At 43.1% G+C, this 16097-nt stretch carries 15 protein-coding genes and 2 pseudogenes; 8 read left to right on the forward strand and 9 right to left on the reverse strand.

Annotated elements, in window-relative coordinates; all coding sequences use genetic code 11:
• Positions 1–375: 375 nt before the first annotated feature.
• Positions 376–882, forward strand: a complete 507-nt coding sequence (locus AC2VE5_RS14415) for a hypothetical protein (RefSeq protein ID WP_486888434.1) — start codon at positions 376–378, stop codon at positions 880–882.
• 53 nt (positions 883–935) lie between these two features.
• On the opposite strand, the gene AC2VE5_RS14420 is transcribed toward AC2VE5_RS14415, so the two are convergent.
• The 5 genes from AC2VE5_RS14420 to rpaB form a co-directional block, all read right to left on the reverse strand.
• Entirely contained in the window at positions 936–1172 is a 237-nt protein-coding gene (locus tag AC2VE5_RS14420) for a hypothetical protein (protein WP_486888435.1), read from the reverse strand.
• Positions 1173–1254: 82 nt separating this feature from the next.
• Positions 1255–1494: a cyclic di-GMP-binding domain-containing protein, MshE-related gene (locus AC2VE5_RS14425; protein WP_486888436.1), complete on the reverse strand. Its 240-nt coding sequence runs from the start codon at positions 1492–1494 to the stop codon at positions 1255–1257.
• Positions 1495–1810: 316 nt separating this feature from the next.
• Positions 1811–2329, reverse strand: a complete 519-nt coding sequence (locus tag AC2VE5_RS14430; RefSeq protein ID WP_486888437.1) for a DUF456 domain-containing protein — start codon at positions 2327–2329, stop codon at positions 1811–1813.
• Between the two features lie 9 nt (positions 2330–2338).
• Positions 2339–2995, reverse strand: a complete 657-nt coding sequence (locus tag AC2VE5_RS14435; RefSeq protein ID WP_486888438.1) for a cofactor assembly of complex C subunit B — start codon at positions 2993–2995, stop codon at positions 2339–2341.
• 45 nt (positions 2996–3040) lie between these two features.
• A complete protein-coding gene (rpaB, locus tag AC2VE5_RS14440; RefSeq protein WP_486888439.1) occupies positions 3041–3769 on the reverse strand; it encodes a response regulator transcription factor RpaB in 729 nt (242 codons plus the stop codon).
• 174 nt (positions 3770–3943) lie between these two features.
• Between rpaB and radA the strand changes: the two genes are divergently transcribed.
• The 4 genes from radA to AC2VE5_RS14460 all read left to right on the forward strand — a co-directional run bounded on the left by radA (position 3944) and on the right by AC2VE5_RS14460 (position 8868).
• Entirely contained in the window at positions 3944–5446 is a 1503-nt protein-coding gene (gene radA / locus AC2VE5_RS14445; protein ID WP_486888440.1) for a DNA repair protein RadA, read from the forward strand.
• A 32-nt stretch (positions 5447–5478) separates the two neighbouring features.
• Positions 5479–6978, forward strand: coding sequence for a hypothetical protein (locus AC2VE5_RS14450; protein ID WP_486888441.1), 1500 nt, complete (start codon positions 5479–5481; stop codon positions 6976–6978).
• Between the two features lie 348 nt (positions 6979–7326).
• The gene (locus tag AC2VE5_RS14455; protein WP_486888442.1) at positions 7327–7590 is read left to right on the forward strand and encodes a DUF7219 family protein; all 264 of its coding nucleotides are present in this window, start codon (positions 7327–7329) and stop codon (positions 7588–7590) included.
• A gap of 114 nt (positions 7591–7704) precedes the next feature.
• Positions 7705–8868, forward strand: coding sequence for a glycosyltransferase (locus AC2VE5_RS14460; RefSeq protein ID WP_486888443.1), 1164 nt, complete (start codon positions 7705–7707; stop codon positions 8866–8868).
• Between the two features lie 13 nt (positions 8869–8881).
• Here the strand turns inward: AC2VE5_RS14460 and AC2VE5_RS14465 are convergent, their stop codons facing one another.
• The 3 genes and pseudogenes from AC2VE5_RS14465 to AC2VE5_RS14475 form a co-directional block, all read right to left on the reverse strand.
• On the reverse strand, positions 8882–10012 hold the full coding sequence (locus AC2VE5_RS14465) for a glycosyltransferase family 4 protein (protein ID WP_486888444.1): 1131 nt from the start codon (positions 10010–10012) through the stop codon (positions 8882–8884).
• An 11-nt stretch (positions 10013–10023) separates the two neighbouring features.
• Positions 10024–10649: pseudogene (locus AC2VE5_RS14470) on the reverse strand (DUF4291 domain-containing protein).
• Positions 10650–10674: 25 nt separating this feature from the next.
• On the reverse strand, positions 10675–11823 hold the full coding sequence (locus tag AC2VE5_RS14475; RefSeq protein WP_486888445.1) for an NAD-dependent epimerase/dehydratase family protein: 1149 nt from the start codon (positions 11821–11823) through the stop codon (positions 10675–10677).
• Between the two features lie 205 nt (positions 11824–12028).
• On the opposite strand from AC2VE5_RS14475, the gene AC2VE5_RS14480 reads away from it, so the two are divergent.
• The 3 genes from AC2VE5_RS14480 to AC2VE5_RS14490 all read left to right on the forward strand — a co-directional run bounded on the left by AC2VE5_RS14480 (position 12029) and on the right by AC2VE5_RS14490 (position 14453).
• Positions 12029–12370, forward strand: coding sequence for a slr0373 family blue light stress response protein (locus tag AC2VE5_RS14480; protein ID WP_486888446.1), 342 nt, complete (start codon positions 12029–12031; stop codon positions 12368–12370).
• Positions 12371–12439: 69 nt separating this feature from the next.
• Complete coding sequence (ycf46, locus tag AC2VE5_RS14485) at positions 12440–13948, forward strand: stress-responsive protein Ycf46 (RefSeq protein WP_486888447.1); 1509 nt, start codon at positions 12440–12442, stop codon at positions 13946–13948.
• A gap of 151 nt (positions 13949–14099) precedes the next feature.
• On the forward strand, positions 14100–14453 hold the full coding sequence (locus AC2VE5_RS14490; RefSeq protein ID WP_486888448.1) for a DUF1257 domain-containing protein: 354 nt from the start codon (positions 14100–14102) through the stop codon (positions 14451–14453).
• Positions 14454–14535: 82 nt separating this feature from the next.
• Here AC2VE5_RS14490 and AC2VE5_RS14495 read toward each other — a convergent pair.
• A pseudogene (locus AC2VE5_RS14495) lies at positions 14536–15902 on the reverse strand (methyl-accepting chemotaxis protein).
• Positions 15903–16097: the final 195 nt, after the last annotated feature.

Below are 16097 nucleotides of genomic sequence, written 5' to 3' on the forward strand. Positions count from 1 at the left end.
CTTTTTATACAATAACCATGGTGAGATTCTTTATCAATTGAAGTACCTATGGATAATTGGTCAGTATTAGCACTATTATCAGCCGTAATATCAGCAGTTGCTGCTCTGTATCCGCCTGCAAAAGATTTTTTTCATAGAATCTCATCCTAAAACCAAGAAGTCATTGCTACATCTCTACTTCCTCCGATTGAACAAACAACTAGGCGCTATCAAGAGATACTTGGACAACGACATAAGGAGTTGCGTGAAGATATTCTAGGTTTAAGTCCTAAAGAAATGTCTAATTTATACAATTTGGAGAAAGCTTCGGAATTACAAGCTTATGAAAATGGACTAGACGAGCTTCCTAATGAATTTATTGAGAAGTTAGTATAGGTGTTTTTTGTTAATCCTGAGTTTATTCAAGAAGGTAAAAAGCCTGTTTTTCGCACTTTTGATGTCTTCTACAAACAAGATGATTGCCGTTATTACTTAGAGCAGGATTTTAAACCTTGTTTTCTGTGCATCCCAAATTTTGACGAGTATGGTGATGCTTATCTCGTTTTTTGGAAAGAGGATAAAGGATATCAGCGCATAATTAGCTCAGAAGATAAGGGATATCGGCGCATGATTGCAGCAAACAATGAAAGTGGCTTTAATTCATTGACAGGAGATGGTCACGGTATTTCTAAATTTATTAATGCAATGTTAGACCTTAATCTAAGTCCTAACTCATTACATATTTCATTTTTAAATGTTGATTCAGATGAATGGGAAAAGCTCCGTAATGGTTGCTGGTATAATAAAAATATGGGTGGTTACGTGGAGAGTGTGAATTATAAAGCACAGGATACATTTGAAAGTTTGTTCAAGAAAGCTCAAGAAAAAAGAAAGAATTCTTAGTGTAATCCAACAACCGAAGCATTGCAGCGTATAGAAACTTGAGAGTGGCTTACTTAATCTATAGTGCTGCCTAAATATGCAGATATAACTGCTTCATGGACTCTGGTAAATTTCTTAGCAATCTGCTCGTCTAAATTTCCTTCATTAATTGAAGGTTTGATTAATTCTATTGCTGCTTGGATGAGTTGTACGGCAATTTGCTTGTCTGTCTCTGTAGCTGCGGCTGAACTTGGAAACATTTGAATAGTAGTGCCGTCGGTTCTAAAATCAGAGTAATTTGAGCAAATCATATATTAATTTCCTTAAGTTTTAAAGTTTATAGTGCTATTAAAGTGCGATCGCTAAATCTATAATCAATTCTATGAGCAGAAGTTAGTAGCTAATACTATTCATATTTTTTTTCTCTATCTGCCAAGCTTGTTTGCGGAGAGTCTTCGCTAACTGCTCTGATGAAATTGCTTGCTGTTCGACTAGAACTTCGCCTAATTTTTTGCTATTCAACTGTTGCTCTAGTAAAGCTAGTTTGAGTTCGTATTGAAGGATTAATTTTTCTTCAAGTAGTAACTGACCTAAAGGCATTTGCTCATTGCCTAATAATTCCTCCAACTGCATGGCAGATATTACTTGTTTTTCTAACAGTTACTCTGCCAATTTTTTGTTGCTGTTGTAAAGGTCTGCTAAAACTTTATCTAGTTCAGATTGCATTACTAATTCTCCTAACTAGGAATTGAGTTTGAGCAACAAACAACTTAGCTAATTATTGTGGAACAAATTGTTTTTTGCTTGGGTACAAAACATTCTTTTGTCTGCGTGTACTTACATAAGGTAAGAGACAGTACATGAAGTTTCACACCTCTACTTAGAGAATAGTATCAAGTTTTAGTGAAGAATTCTGTTTGAGTTTTAGAAGCTGAAGCAAATTATAATTTCAAGTAGCAAATACCTGTCCCCAGGTAGCGTATAAAAATACTCCGACAACTGCGATCGCCAGCACTCCTTGAATTAAGTTCCCAATTAAAGAACCCACCACAATACCGACTCCCGCCTTTAATGCCAGCTTAAAATCGCGCTGATACAGGTATTCGCCGATAATTGCTCCTAAAAGTGGTCCTAACAAAATACCCAATAAAGGACCGCCAACAGGTAAAGCAGGCAACAAACCAAGGATACCCACAACCAAGCCCACAATTGCGCCAATTTGCCCCCATTTACTAGCGCCAGCGCGTTTTGCTCCCCAATAACTAGCCAAAAAATCAATCCCAATTCCCATAATTAAAACTGCGATCGCAACTATTACTGGCAAACCGATACTTGCAAACGAACCTTGCACCGCTCCCCAAATCAAAATAGCAACCAATATCAAGCTAGTACCAGGAATCCCAGGCACGACAGCCCCAATGATTCCGACAACCATTACTGCCACAAGCGACCAGTAGAGAGCTAACATAAAACAATTTCAACCTGTATCGGGTAAATGATTACTAAGAGTGACAGCGAGTTTATCGGCAATTCCACTAATCCAGTTCTCATCTTGCTTGGTATAGCTGCGCGGAGCATCTGCCCCTAGAATTAATACCCCGCGATCGCCAATTGGTTGGGCGATCGCACCTTGAGTATTTTCGGGCAAATAATCAAACTCAATTTTTCCGGGGTAAATTGTCAGATTGACTAAATAAACAGCCTTGTGTTTATCTAGCACTCGCTGCAAAATTGCTCCAGGTTTAACTTCTTTTTGCTTCCCCAAAATTCCGCGCCGCAACAGCACTCTACCTTGATAAAAAACTACAATTACTTTCGTAACAGTGTTAGTTAGCAACAAGTGACTTGCCCAGGCTAATTCGGTTTTTACTTCGTCGGGCAAATCGGGCGCAAGCTCAAAACTTTGTTCGCCAATTAAATTTACCGCATCGGGCGATCGCGGTGTCACTTGCTGCCACAATAAACCCGTCAAAATTAACAACGCACTCAAAATTACCCCCAGCGCATCCGCCCGCGCTTGAGAGTCGCTAAGTTCTGGGGTTAGTAGGCGGTTAATTAACAGCAATACACCCGCCAGCGCCCCTACGACAATTGGCAAACGCCGCAAAACTTGGTTTTGGTCTGGTTTCGCCATAACTCGCTCTTAGCAATTAGATAAATGCTAATTGCCGATAACTAATTATTCTTCTCCAGGCTCAATAATGCGTTGAAACAAGTATCCCGTACCTCTAGCCGTTAAGATTAGTTCTGGGTTGCTGGGATCGTCTTCTAACTTGGCGCGTAACCGAGAAATATGCACGTCAACTACGCGCGTATCAACGTGTCGCTCTGGAGTATAACCCCAGACTTCTTGCAAAATTTCGGAGCGCGAAAAAGCTTCCCCAGAGCGGCTAACCAGTAGCTCTAACAAGCTAAATTCCATTCCGGTAAGCCGAATGCGCTCGTCGCCTTTGTATACTTGGCGCTTGTTAGTGTCAATGCGTAAATTCGTAACATGAATAACGCCCGAACTTGGAATACCCGATGTTCCGGTTTTATCGACTCTCCGCAGTACCGAACGAATCCTTGCTTCTAGTTCCTTAGGAGAAAAAGGCTTAACTACATAGTCATCAGCCCCCAATTCTAACCCAGTGATGCGATCGGCTACATCTCCTAGGGCTGTTAGCATAATAATTGGTACATCTGATTCTTTACGCAATTCTTGACAAACACCATAGCCGTCAAGCTTAGGCATCATCACATCTAAAACTACTAAATTTGGCTCTGCTTTACGAAAAATGTCTAAAGCTTCTTCGCCGTCGGCGGCGGTTACGACATCATACCCAATCATCGACAGCCGAGTTTCCAAAATTCTGCGAATGCTGGCTTCGTCGTCTACTACAAGGATTTTTTCTTTATGATTTTCCAATTTTAATAACTCTCCTGCAAGTGAAATCTGGCGATCGTTAATTTTTAGTTCTATTCCATAAGATTATCACTTCATTTAATCGTTTTAAGAAGCCGGGAGTATTACTAATACTGGATTTCCAGCTTTCTTAAGATTTCCTTCATATAAATATTTCGCAAAAATTAGAAAATAACGATGGCAAAACCACGAACTTATTACGTTTGCAATGATTGTGGAGGCGATTCACCCCAATGGTTTGGCAAGTGTCCCCACTGTGGTACTTACAATTCTTTAGAAGAACAAATTGAGTCGAATAGTTCTATTCTTCCAAGTCGAGGAGCAGTACCATCAGGGCGAAATAACGGGAAAACTAATAAACCTGCTAAAGCGCGAGCCTCCCTAACTTTTCCGCAAATTACTCACCGCGATGAGGAGCGCTGGCTTTCTGGCTACGGGGAATTAGATCGAGTTTTAGGCGGGGGAATTGTGCCTGGATCTTTGGTACTAATTGGTGGCGATCCTGGTATTGGTAAATCTACTCTACTATTGCAAGTATCCAATCTTTTAGCTGAAAACTACCGCATTCTCTACGTTTGTGGCGAAGAATCTGGGCAACAAGTCAAGCTACGGGCTTCCAGGTTGGGGGTTTTTAATAAATCGCAATCTCTAGAGCTAGAAATTGATGTTCCTGCTAATGGGGTAAAAAAACGAGAAGGCGCGGATCTTTATGTACTACCAGAAACAGATTTGGAAGAAATTTTGCGAGAATTAGAATCGCTCAAGCCAAATGTAGCGGTAATTGATAGTATTCAAACAATTTACTTACCTGCCATGACTTCTGCGCCAGGTTCGGTGGCTCAAGTGCGCGAATGTACCGCAGCTTTAATGAAAGTAGCCAAGCGCGAAGATATTACACTGCTAATTGTCGGTCATGTAACCAAAGAAGGCGCGATCGCGGGACCCAAAGTATTAGAACATTTAGTCGATACGGTACTATATTTTGAAGGCGATCGCTTTGCTTCTCACCGCTTGCTAAGATCGGTCAAAAATCGCTTTGGCGCAACTCACGAAATTGGCGTATTTGAAATGGTCGAGCAAGGGCTAAGAGAAGTTTCTAACCCCTCAGAGTTATTTTTAGGCAACCGTGATGAAAGTAGCCCCGGAACTGCCCTTGTGGTCGCCTGTGAAGGCACTCGCCCGATTGTTGTAGAGTTGCAAGCCTTGGTAAGTCCTACTAGCTACAGTTCCCCCCGACGCTCGACTACGGGGGTTGACTACAATCGGCTGTTGCAAATATTGGCAGTTTTAGAAAAGCGCGTCGGTATTCCCCTATCAAAATTAGATGCTTACGTCGCCTCAGCCGGAGGCTTAAATGTCGAGGAGCCTGCGGTAGACTTGGGAATAGCGATCGCCGTTGTTGCTAGTTTTCGCGATCGCGTTGTCGATCCGCGTACTGTATTAATGGGTGAAGTTGGTTTGGGCGGACAAATTCGCCCAGTGTCGCAAATGGAACTACGCTTAAAGGAGGCAGCAAAACTTGGCTTTAAACGCGCGATCGTTCCCAAGGGTCAAAATTACCCCGATATTAGCAGTCTAGAAATTATCCCCGTCGCCAAGGTAATTGATGCCATCATTGCTGCTATCCCCCCTCAACACCTATCAGAGTTCGATCTGCCAGACGAAGAAGACGAACCATAAACAGTGATCTACAATCGTTGTTAATTGATCTTATGATGCGCTCTCTCCAACTAAAACTCCTGCTTCCGCTTACGCTAATTGTTACTACTATTGGTTGTTTTGCCCAAGAAGTAACAACTAATTCTAATTTGCCCTCTACAACACCACAACTTGCCGTAGCTGCACCCATCAAAGCTGCCAAACCTGCCTATGCTTTTGTAGATAGTATTTGTGTAAATACTCATTGGCATTATTACGACACTCCTTACGGTCAAAAATACGATGCTGTCAAACAAAAATTAGTCGCTCTTGGCGTTCGTCATGTCCGCGATGGCGGCACAGGTGATGATGTCATTGCCAAAATGAAAGAACTAGGGAATTTGGGGATCAAGACCACCTATATCATGAATCCAGATAGTGGGATTACCGCTAATTCCTCTTATTGGGCTGCCGATCCTGCCTACAATATTACTGATTTTGTTAAAAACAAAGTTGGGACTAAGGCGATTGATGCGGTAGAAATTGCCAATGAAATCGATCTCAATTACCAAAAATTATATTGGCGCAAAGGAGACAAAGAGAAACTCAACGACGATTCTAAGTCCCCCTTATACTGGGGTTCCTATATTCAAAGCTTGACTACAGATACCTACAAAGCCTTAAAGAGCGATCGCGCTACTTCTCAAGTTAAAATCATTGGATCATCTTTAGGGCGTACCTACGATTATGGCAATAAGTCGCCGCTAAAAGATTTGAGTGCGGTGGTAGATTGGGGAAATTTTCATCCCTACCCCTCTGGTGGCAACCCTTTCAATAATCCTTTCAAATACAACACAATTGAAAAGTATTACTGGCAAGGCAACTTTCCTTCGGTAAATATCAATAATCATCCTTATGCTTTTGATGTTTACGCCCCGCCTTTTAAAGGTAAGCCAATGGCAGCTACAGAAACGGGCTACTTTACTACCAAAGGTGAGAAAGGTATTTCCGAAAAGGTACACGGTAAGTATATGCCGCGTTTATTTTTAGAATACTTCCGTAAAGGCGTTCCTCGCACTTGTTCTTATGAATTTGTCGATGAATGGAATCAGCCAGAAAATTCTGAAGCTAATTACGGTTTGTTACGCCATAATCTAAGTCCAAAACCAGCCTACACGGCGCTAAAAAATTTAATTAGCGTCCTTAAAGATCCCGCAGGCTCTAAAATAATTCCCAGAGCGTTAAACTACAATCTTGCAATCAAAGCACCACCAGGCTACGACCGAACAGAGTACGTACACGATCTATTATTACAAAAGCGGGATGGAAGTTTTTACTTAGTTTTGTGGCACGAAATTTCTAATGGCGATCGCAGCACTACCCCAGTGCGAGAAATTAATCCGCCACCAATGCCAACCCAAGTAAATTTATCTACGCCAATTCGCAGCGCTACTATCTACACCCTAGATGATAGGGGCAATATGTCTAATAAGGCTGCCTCGATTAAGAATAATAAAATTAGCCTCAATGTCACCGATAAAGCCACAATTATCAAGCTCGTACCGCGCAGATAATTAACGTTGGAGGCTGAATTTGGCTAAAAATATCTCAGTTTTAGGCGAGAATTAGGGCTTTTCAGCCTCCAATTTCTAAATTTACCCCTTTGGATCGAGAAACAAGCGATCGCCTATACAATAAATCGCAACTTACAAAAGTTAAGATATTAGCTTGACTCAAATGTAAAGTTATTTAGTAAACCTAAATATTTAGGTTAAGAACAGATTAAGGAGTTAATATAGACCTGACATTGCCTTCACGATCGAAAGCTATTTAATTAACTTGGCTGGCTAGGAAAGTCTTGTCAATCTTTTTTACTCAGTTTTTCTCGTGCTAAAAAATACATTAAACAATTAGGAAAACCAGTGGATAACAAAACAAATTTTCTTTACCCGCGCGGTCGCTACTACGGTCAAGTAAAACCAGAGAACCTAGTTTTTAATGCGAATCTACAAGAATTTGCTCAAAGGGTAAGTTACATTTGCAACTTGGAAACTGCTGGCAAGCTGTCTCCGGAAGAATCTTATCAGAAAATTCGCGCTCTTTGGAAGCAACTCAAACGCTCCAAACAACAATTGGGAATCGGTAGTACACCTTCTAGTGATGACAACAATCAAAGTGAAAGTTGAAAACAAAGCTTTAAAATTTGCTGTCTAGTCGAAGCATCTCGCGATCGCGGGTTAAATTGCTAGATAATTGATCGGGTAAAGACCTCAATTACTGAACTATCAGTTATACAGCAAATGTTAGAGACTTCATTACCCACCCCTCCAGCACAGAAAAACACTGATGTTAGTTTATTTGTGCCTAATATGGACGGTGGCGGCGCAGAGAGGGTCATGCTCCAACTCGCCCAAGGTTTAGCTCAAAGAGGGCTAAAAGTTGACTTGGTACTAGCACGAGCCGAGGGAGCGTACCTAAGCAAAGTACCTCCAGAAGTGCGCCTAGTAGACCTAAAATCAAAGTCTCCAGTTATTTTATTTAAAACTTTAGCTTTGGTAGATTACCTGCGCCAAGAAAGACCAAAAATTATTCTTTCTGCCTTAGATATTGTCAGCGCTGCAACCTGGGCTAAACGTCTAGCAAAAGTGCCTACGCAAGTAATCATGTCGGTACATACCAACTTGTCTTATCAGTTTGAAGATAAGCCCGACCTAGTCGTAGGCAAATTACGGGCGGCGTTGGTACGTTGGTTTTATCCTTTAGCCGATGGCATTATAGCCGTGTCTAGAGGTGTCGCCGATGATGTCGCCCACCTAGCAAATCTGCCGCCAGAAAAAGTTAAAGTTATCTACAACCCAGTAATTACGCCCGATATTGGGGAAAAAGCCGCCGCTCCTGTAGACAATCCTTGGTTTGCACCTGGAGAACCGCCAGTAATTTTGGGTGTAGGGCGGCTAGTAAGACAAAAAGACTTTGCTACTTTAATTCGCGCTTTAGCGATCGTTCGCCAACATACTCCAGCCCGATTAGTAATTTTAGGAGATATAGACAAGCGCGAACCAGCAATCAAGCCTGAGCTTGAAAGCCTAATTGCCGAACTAGGCTTAGAAGAATCCGTTGCTTTGCCAGGGTTTGTAGACAATCCCTATGCCTACATGGCAAAAGCTAAAGTTTTTGCCCTCTCCTCTATCTACGAAGGATTTGGCAACGTCATCGCCGAAGCTATGGCTGTCGGAACTCCAGTTGTTTCTACCAATTGCAAGAGCGGTCCTGCGGAAATTTTAGAAAATGGCAAATATGGTAAGTTGTCTCCGGTAGGCGACTCTCAAGCTCTAGCAGAAGCAATTATTGCAACGTTAGCGCAGCCAATAGAGCCAGAATTATTGCGCCAACGAGCCAAGGCATTTTCTGTAGAGACCGTAGTCGATCAGTATATAGAAGTTTTGCAAATTGACCTCAAGTAAACTCCTAACTTGTCTACGAATAAGCTAAACATCGACTTCTAACTTTTTGATAATAAGCGACTAATTGAAGAGTAGCAGCAGCCCATCCCCAGCGTTCGGCTTCTTGGCGGGCATTGTGGCGGATGCTTTCGCGTTCTTGGGCTTGGGCAAGCAACCGCTCGGTAGCTAAAATTGCGCCTTCATCTCCAGTTTGCGGATCGAATAAAAACCCGTTTACCCCCGATGTGACAATATCCGGGATTCCGCCCGAACTTGCAGCTACGACAGGACACCCCGCCGCCATAGCTTCGAGTAATACCAATCCCAAGGTTTCGGTACGGGAAGGAAAGATAAAAGCATCCGCCGAAGCAAACGCCGAGCCTAAGTCTCGCCCCGTGAGATAGCCCACAAAGTGCGTAGGAGTCCCCGCAAAATGTTGTTCTAAGGCGGCGCGATGAGGACCATCGCCAACTAAGGCTAAACGGGCATCGGGTATAGCTTCAAGGACGGGTTTAATTCGCTCAATTTCTTTTTCTGCGGACAGCCGACCGACGTACAGTAGTAATGGATGTTGAGGATAACCTTGGCTTAGATGCGATCGCATTTCCTCTGTCGCAAGTTCGGGATGAAACAATTCTGTATCTACTCCTTTTTGCCACAAATCTACTCTCTCAATGCCGTGAGCGGTTAATTCTTCTACCATTGCTGTGGAAGTACACAAGTTTAGCTGCGCTTGATTGTGGGCAGATTTGAGCAATTCCCACAATAAGCCTTCTAGCATTCCTAAGTTGTAATGCTGGAGGTACTGGGGCAAATGCGTATGGTAAGAAGCTACCAACGGAATTTTTAACGACTTGGCATAATACAACCCAGCCAATCCTAAAACTGCTGGGTTAACTACATGAATAATATCGGGCTGAAATTCATCTATGGCGTGACCAATCGCAGGTCTAGGCAATGCCATTTTTAGTTCTGGATACAGGGGTAAGGGAAACCCGGTCACTCCATACACTCTAGCCCCTTTGTACTCAGTTATGCCGCCATCGGGAGCAAAGACAATTACTTCGTTACCACTACGCTGCAAATGCTCTACAGTATGTCGCAGTCTCGTGACAATTCCATCAACTTTGGGCAAAAAGGTTTCAGTAAATAAGGCAATTCGCATACAAAAAATTGTTAATTACAGGCAGGATTTTGAGCTAGTTCCAGCTTGATACTAATATCAAGCTTGAGAACGGGGTAGACCGTTTCGGATGGTGTTATCAATTGGGTGCAGTCAGACACAATATTTTGGCGTTGCTGCTGTACAAAGTCAGAAATATCCTCAATATGAATAATCCATTCTCTGGCATAAGCTTTTAATACATCACCGCGTAAACCTAACTGAATTGCTCTAAGCGCTAATTTGGCTCCTGATGGATGACGGTCTCGGTCCCATTGCAGACGCACGTTAGAACCCTGTACAGCTTTTTTCCACTCCGTTTCACTTGCATATATTTCTGGCACAAACGTGGAACGTACCGCCAGCGCCAAAATGTCATCAAAGCTGAACGTTTTAGCCAAATAGCTAAAATTATTTCTTGATCTACTTTTGTCGCCCATCCCGAACGATACATCATCCACAAGAAATTAGTCTTGATCCAACTCATGCCTTCAAAGCTAAACTCGCCGCCAAAATAACCTTGGGCGGCGGCGAACTTGCCAATTGCTGGACGATAGGCTTGATAAACGACAATAGAGTCTTCGTCAAACTGCGCCAAAATATAATTACCTACTTTTGATAATCTATCAACTTGTGTCAAGTAAGGTTCTGTAACCAGCCTTATGTCAACGCCAAGAAACTTTGGGGAGAATTTGGTTTTTGTCTACTCGGTGTTGGTATTTAACGGCAAAATTGAGCAGCGAATCGAGCAAGGAATCTGATAGATAGTGCGGTTGCAAGCCTAGGTTGAGCAAATTGGTGTTTTTGGCGTTGAAGTAATGTTCTTCTTTCTCAACTCTAGGATTAGCTATATTGTCGATTTGGACTTTTAGTCCCATCGCTTCTCCAGCTTTGGCTACCATCGCTGCCAAATCGCCCACACTAAATAGCTCGGTGAATTGATTAAATACTCTAAATTCACCAGCCTCGGCGGGAGATGCGATCGCAAGTTCTACGCACTTGACTGTATCGCGAATATCTAAAAATCCCCGTGTCTGTCCGCCTTTGCCATACACCGTCAACGGGTGCGAAGTCGCCGCTTGAATGCAAAATCTATTTAACGCCGTACCAAATACGCCATCGTAATCTAGACGGTTGATTAAGATTTCATCCATCCCGGTTTCTTCGGTCAATACGCCGTACACCACTCCTTGGTTTAAATCGGTGGCGCGTAAGCCCCAAATTCGACAAGCAAAGTGGATATTGTGGCTGTCGTGGACTTTACTTAAGTGATACATCGAGCCTGGTTGCTTCGGGTACGGTAGCGTATCCTTGCGCCCGTTGTGTTCGATGGTTATGTAGCCTTCTTCAATATCTATATTGGGCGTGCCATACTCGCCCATTGTCCCTAGCTTCACTAAGTGGCAATTGGGGAAGCTTTCGCGCATGGCGTAAAGCAAGTTCAGCGTCCCGACAACGTTGTTTACTTGCGTCAAAACTGCGTGTTCGCGATCGATCATCGAAAACGGCGCAGAGCGTTGTTCGCCAAAATGAACAATAGATTCTGGTTCAAATTTATGTAGTGACTTATCCAAAAACTCGTAATTGTTTATGTCACCAATAAATAAATCGATTGATTTTCCCGTCAAATCTCGCCAGCGCTCAATTCTTTGCTGGATCGACGCAATCGGAGTTAGGGTATCTGCCCCTAACTGTAAATCCCAATGTCGCCGCACCAAACTATCTATTATGCCAACGTCATGACCCCGACTCGACAGATATAGGGCGGTTGCCCAGCCGCAATAGCCATCACCACCAATAATTAGGACTTTCATCTTGACCAGTGCTTACTCGCTTGATACTCGCTAAATTTATCAGGTTTGTGACACCCATAACCTATTTGAGCGTACTTCCCTTATTTCTCCCAAATATTACAGTTTGTAACGATATTGCTGTCATAACAGTATACTGTCTTGACAATCCTAAAAGAGGCAAGTAAGGTGATAAACATACCCGGGTAACAAGACTGAAAAACGATATATGCAAGCTAAGCAAAAGGTTACATTTTATCTGACTCCAGAAATACATAGAAGGCTAAAAATCAGATCGGCAATTGACTCCGAGCCAATGTCCGAACTAGCTGAGAAGGCAATTGTTTTTTATCTAACTCATCCAGAAATGGTAGAAGAAGTAGAAACAATCCACGGTCGCACTCATCAACTCTATGCTTGTCCAGAGTGTGCCACTACCCTAGTAGTCTCTGATGGCGAAATGGTAGCTTTAAAAAGCCAACTTGGAGTAGTAAACGAAGAACAACTGACTGTAGCGCAAGTAACACCGAGCGCGGCAGGTCAAGAAGAATTAGTACCTTGTTTAAAGTGAATTATTGCTTAAATAATTCTCCCAAAGTATCCAAATTGTTTTTATGCGGTTCCAAGTAGGTTGACGGTCATGCAAGAAGAGCTAAGTATTCTGATTCAAGCTCAATACCCCTTAATCTACCTTGTGACATCCGAGGAAGAACGGGCAGAGAGCGCGATCGCCACAATTGCCCAAACAAGACCAGTACGTCGCATATTTCTCTGGACAGTGACCCATGGAATTGTGGAATACGGTCAGCCCCGGAATGTTACCCAACAAAATACCGTATCGCCAGAAGCCGCCATAGAGTGGGTGACGAGACAGCGCGAGCCGGGACTTTTTATCTTTAAAGACTTACACCCTTTTATAGATTCACCAGCAACAACCCGTTGGCTCAGAGATGCGATCGCTAGCTTTAAGGGAACGCAAAAAACAATTATTTTGATGTCTCCAGTCCAGCAAGTGCCAATTGAGCTAGAAAAAGAAGTTGTAGTTCTCGACTTTCCTCTGCCAGACATGACTGAACTAAATCAAGTCTTGTCCAAGCAACTAGAGCAAACAAAGGCACGGAGAATTACGACGGAAGCTAGGGAAAAGTTATTAAAAGCAGCGCTAGGTTTAACCAGGGACGAAGCTGAGAAAGTTTATCGCAAAGCTCAAGTTACCAAGGGCAGTCTGACAGAAAACGAAGTAGACATCGTACTATCGGAGAAAAAACAGTTAATTCGCCGCAACGGAATTTTAGAGTTTATTGAAGAAGACGAAACTCTAGAAGCCGTGGGCGGACTAGACGAACTCAAGCACTGGCTCAAACAACGCTCTAATGCCTTTACCGAGCGAGCTAGAGAATACGGCTTGCCTCAACCCAAAGGAATGCTAATTTTAGGCGTACCTGGCTGCGGTAAATCATTAATTGCCAAAACCACCTCTCGTCTTTGGGGCCTACCCTTGCTGAGACTAGATATGGGTAGAGTTTACGATGGATCGATGGTAGGGCGGAGTGAAGCAAATCTGCGTAACGCCTTAAAAACTGCGGAATCTATTTCTCCAGCCATTTTATTTATCGACGAACTAGACAAAGCTTTTGCTGGAACTAGCGGTTCTGCTGACTCGGATGGCGGTACGTCAAGTAGAATTTTTGGTTCTTTCCTGACCTGGATGCAGGAAAAAACTTCTCCTGTATTTGTGATGGCAACAGCCAACCGCGTCGAACGCTTGCCAGGAGAATTCTTACGCAAAGGACGCTTTGACGAGCTGTTCTTCGTAGATTTGCCTACGGCAGATGAGCGCAGAGAAATATTCAACATTCATTTGATCAAACGCCAGCGAGACATTACTCGTTTTGACTTAGATCAATTGGCAAAAGTTGCGGATGGATTTTCTGGTGCAGAAATTGAGCAGGCATTAGTTGCTGCCATGTACGAGGCATTTGCTCAAGACCGGGAATTCACCCAACTAGATATTATTGCGGCAATCAAGTCCACGCTGCCTCTGTCGAAAACAATGACAGAACAAGTCACCGCCTTGAGAGATTGGGCAAGACAGCGTGCTAGACCCGCCGCAACCTCCGTAGCTGAATATCAGCGCATGGAGTTTTAAAAGCTTTCTCCTGCTACCACAGGGGGAAAGGCTGGCACTTGCCAGCAGTTGACAAAAAAAGTCGCCTTGGTTATCCCACCTCAAAGAAGTGCGACTAGACCTGAACCAAACTGTTGTCGTTTTAATTCAGATTTCCCAGGAGGAAACCCAAATGTCCCACTTTAGCACTCTACGCACCAAAATCGCTGATGCTGAAATCCTCAAGGCTTCTTTACGCGATCTAGGGATCAACACCAAGACCGAAGCTGATGTTCGCGGCTACAACGGTCAAAGAGTACGCGCTGACCTAGTTGCAGTATTAGAAGGCGAATACGATCTAGGCTGGTCACGCAATAGCGATGGTTCTTTTGACCTCATTGCTGACCTCTGGGGTGTTGCTAAAAAGCACAACCAAACTGAGTTAATTAACTCTATTAACCAAAAGTACGCTGTTAACAAGACTCTATCTGAAGTCAAGCAACGCGGTTTACAAAATGCCAACGTCAAGCTAGTTGTGCAGAAGTAGTTTTACTTTTAGCGCGTTCCATTTAGAGGGTGAGCCTAACTTAAGTTAGGCTCACCCCTTTTTTTGCGATCGCTTATGAAGGTTAAATAACCGCTTTAAGTTTTTGGGCAGCTTCGTTGAGTTGCTCTGTACTGACTTTCACTTGAGTAATGCCAGTAGCGCTTTCTCTGGCGCTCAAATTAATTGAGTTCATGGCTGCAACTACCTGTTGCACGGTGATCGCTTGCTGTTGAGCGCTGAGGGCAATTTGTTGACTATTGAGAAACACATTATTGATAGAATCAGCAAATCCGGCAAAGGTTGTAGCAGTAGAATTAGTCAGTTCTAAACCTCGATCTACAGTTGTAGTGCCTTCATCGGTCACTACAACCGTAGTATTAATTGCTGACTGGATATCTGTTACTAAAGCAGTGATTTTCTCAGCAGATTTTTTGCTTTGATCGGCAAGTTTGCGAATTTCACTTGCTACTACGCCAATCCTTTGCCATGTACCCCCGCACGAGCCGCTTCTATTGCTGCATTGAGTGCCAGCATATTTGTTTGATTAGCCAAGTCACCAACTAGACCAGAGATACCGCTAATTTGATTTGTTTGTTCGCTTAGGCGCGCAATTGCTTGAGAAACCGCTTCAACTTTGTCTTTGAGGGTAGACATTCTCAAGATAGTTTCATTTACGGCTTTAGTTCCTTCCTCAGCTAAAACCAACGCCTGACGCGCACCAGTAGCTGAAGCCGTTGCTTGATCGGCAGATTGACGAGAAGATGCACCCAATTCTTCCATCGTAGTTGTCGTTTGATTGACTGAACTTGCTTGTCCAGCGATCGCGCGTTCTTGTTGGTGTACAGTGGCAGCAATTTCACTAGAACTTGTAGAAATGATCGTTCCAGCATTATTAATTGCCCGATCGTAGCGCTGCAAAGTCCGTAGGACACTTATCCAGGCAAATAGTAAAATAACTAGAGCAACTAAAAGCAGAGAAATCGCGCCAAATGCTTGCTGCGATTTTGCTTGAATGTTTGAGTTTACATATTTTTGCAAAGCTGCGATCGCGTCATCTAACCCTTGAGAATAAATTTCTTTTTGATCTTCGTACTCCGAACTTAGTAACAAAGCGACGGCGGCTTTTTGATTGCCTTTATTTACTAGATCAAAGGCTCTTGTTTCTAGGGCGATTAATTTCTCATTGGCAGCATTAGTTTTAATAAATGCGTCGCTTTTGAAGACATTTGGTAGGAGCTTCTGCGCTTCGGCTAAAGACGCATCTAGTTTTGGGACGTAGCTAAGATAACGTTCCTCCCAGCGCTTATTGCCTGTAGTAGCCGATAAACGAGCGCTAGAAGTCAACACTTCATCCAAATAAGTTATGTCACCACTCAATTTTTGAATTCGCAAGTCTTGAGTTTGAATTTTTTTAAAAGCATTGTAAGAATCCCAAACATACCAACCCATTCCCACACACAACGAGACGGAAAGAGTTAGGGGGATTGCCAGTAGTTTGAGACGATTTGAGCTGCTAGATATTAACCCGGCAATCGAAGAGCCTACAGAATGAGAGGCAGAATAGATAGAATCAGAATATGAATAAACCTGATGCTCGATTACTCCATCCCACTACTCAAGACTACCTGCGCCAACAAGGGATTC

It is taken from the genome of Aliterella sp. E5.1, from assembly GCF_057473825.1.

Coding starts and splice junctions, on each gene's coding strand:
- AC2VE5_RS14460 (WP_486888443.1), top strand. CDS start 7,705: ATGTTAGAGACTTCATTACCCACCCCTCCAGCACAGAAAAACACTGAT.
- radA (WP_486888440.1), top strand. CDS start 3,944: ATGGCAAAACCACGAACTTATTACGTTTGCAATGATTGTGGAGGCGAT.
- AC2VE5_RS14450 (WP_486888441.1), top strand. CDS start 5,479: ATGATGCGCTCTCTCCAACTAAAACTCCTGCTTCCGCTTACGCTAATT.
- AC2VE5_RS14420 (WP_486888435.1), bottom strand. CDS start 1,172: ATGATTTGCTCAAATTACTCTGATTTTAGAACCGACGGCACTACTATT.
- AC2VE5_RS14435 (WP_486888438.1), bottom strand. CDS start 2,995: ATGGCGAAACCAGACCAAAACCAAGTTTTGCGGCGTTTGCCAATTGTC.
- AC2VE5_RS14430 (WP_486888437.1), bottom strand. CDS start 2,329: ATGTTAGCTCTCTACTGGTCGCTTGTGGCAGTAATGGTTGTCGGAATC.
- AC2VE5_RS14475 (WP_486888445.1), bottom strand. CDS start 11,823: ATGAAAGTCCTAATTATTGGTGGTGATGGCTATTGCGGCTGGGCAACC.
- AC2VE5_RS14480 (WP_486888446.1), top strand. CDS start 12,029: ATGCAAGCTAAGCAAAAGGTTACATTTTATCTGACTCCAGAAATACAT.
- AC2VE5_RS14490 (WP_486888448.1), top strand. CDS start 14,100: ATGTCCCACTTTAGCACTCTACGCACCAAAATCGCTGATGCTGAAATC.
- AC2VE5_RS14465 (WP_486888444.1), bottom strand. CDS start 10,012: ATGCGAATTGCCTTATTTACTGAAACCTTTTTGCCCAAAGTTGATGGA.
- ycf46 (WP_486888447.1), top strand. CDS start 12,440: ATGCAAGAAGAGCTAAGTATTCTGATTCAAGCTCAATACCCCTTAATC.
- AC2VE5_RS14425 (WP_486888436.1), bottom strand. CDS start 1,494: ATGCAGTTGGAGGAATTATTAGGCAATGAGCAAATGCCTTTAGGTCAG.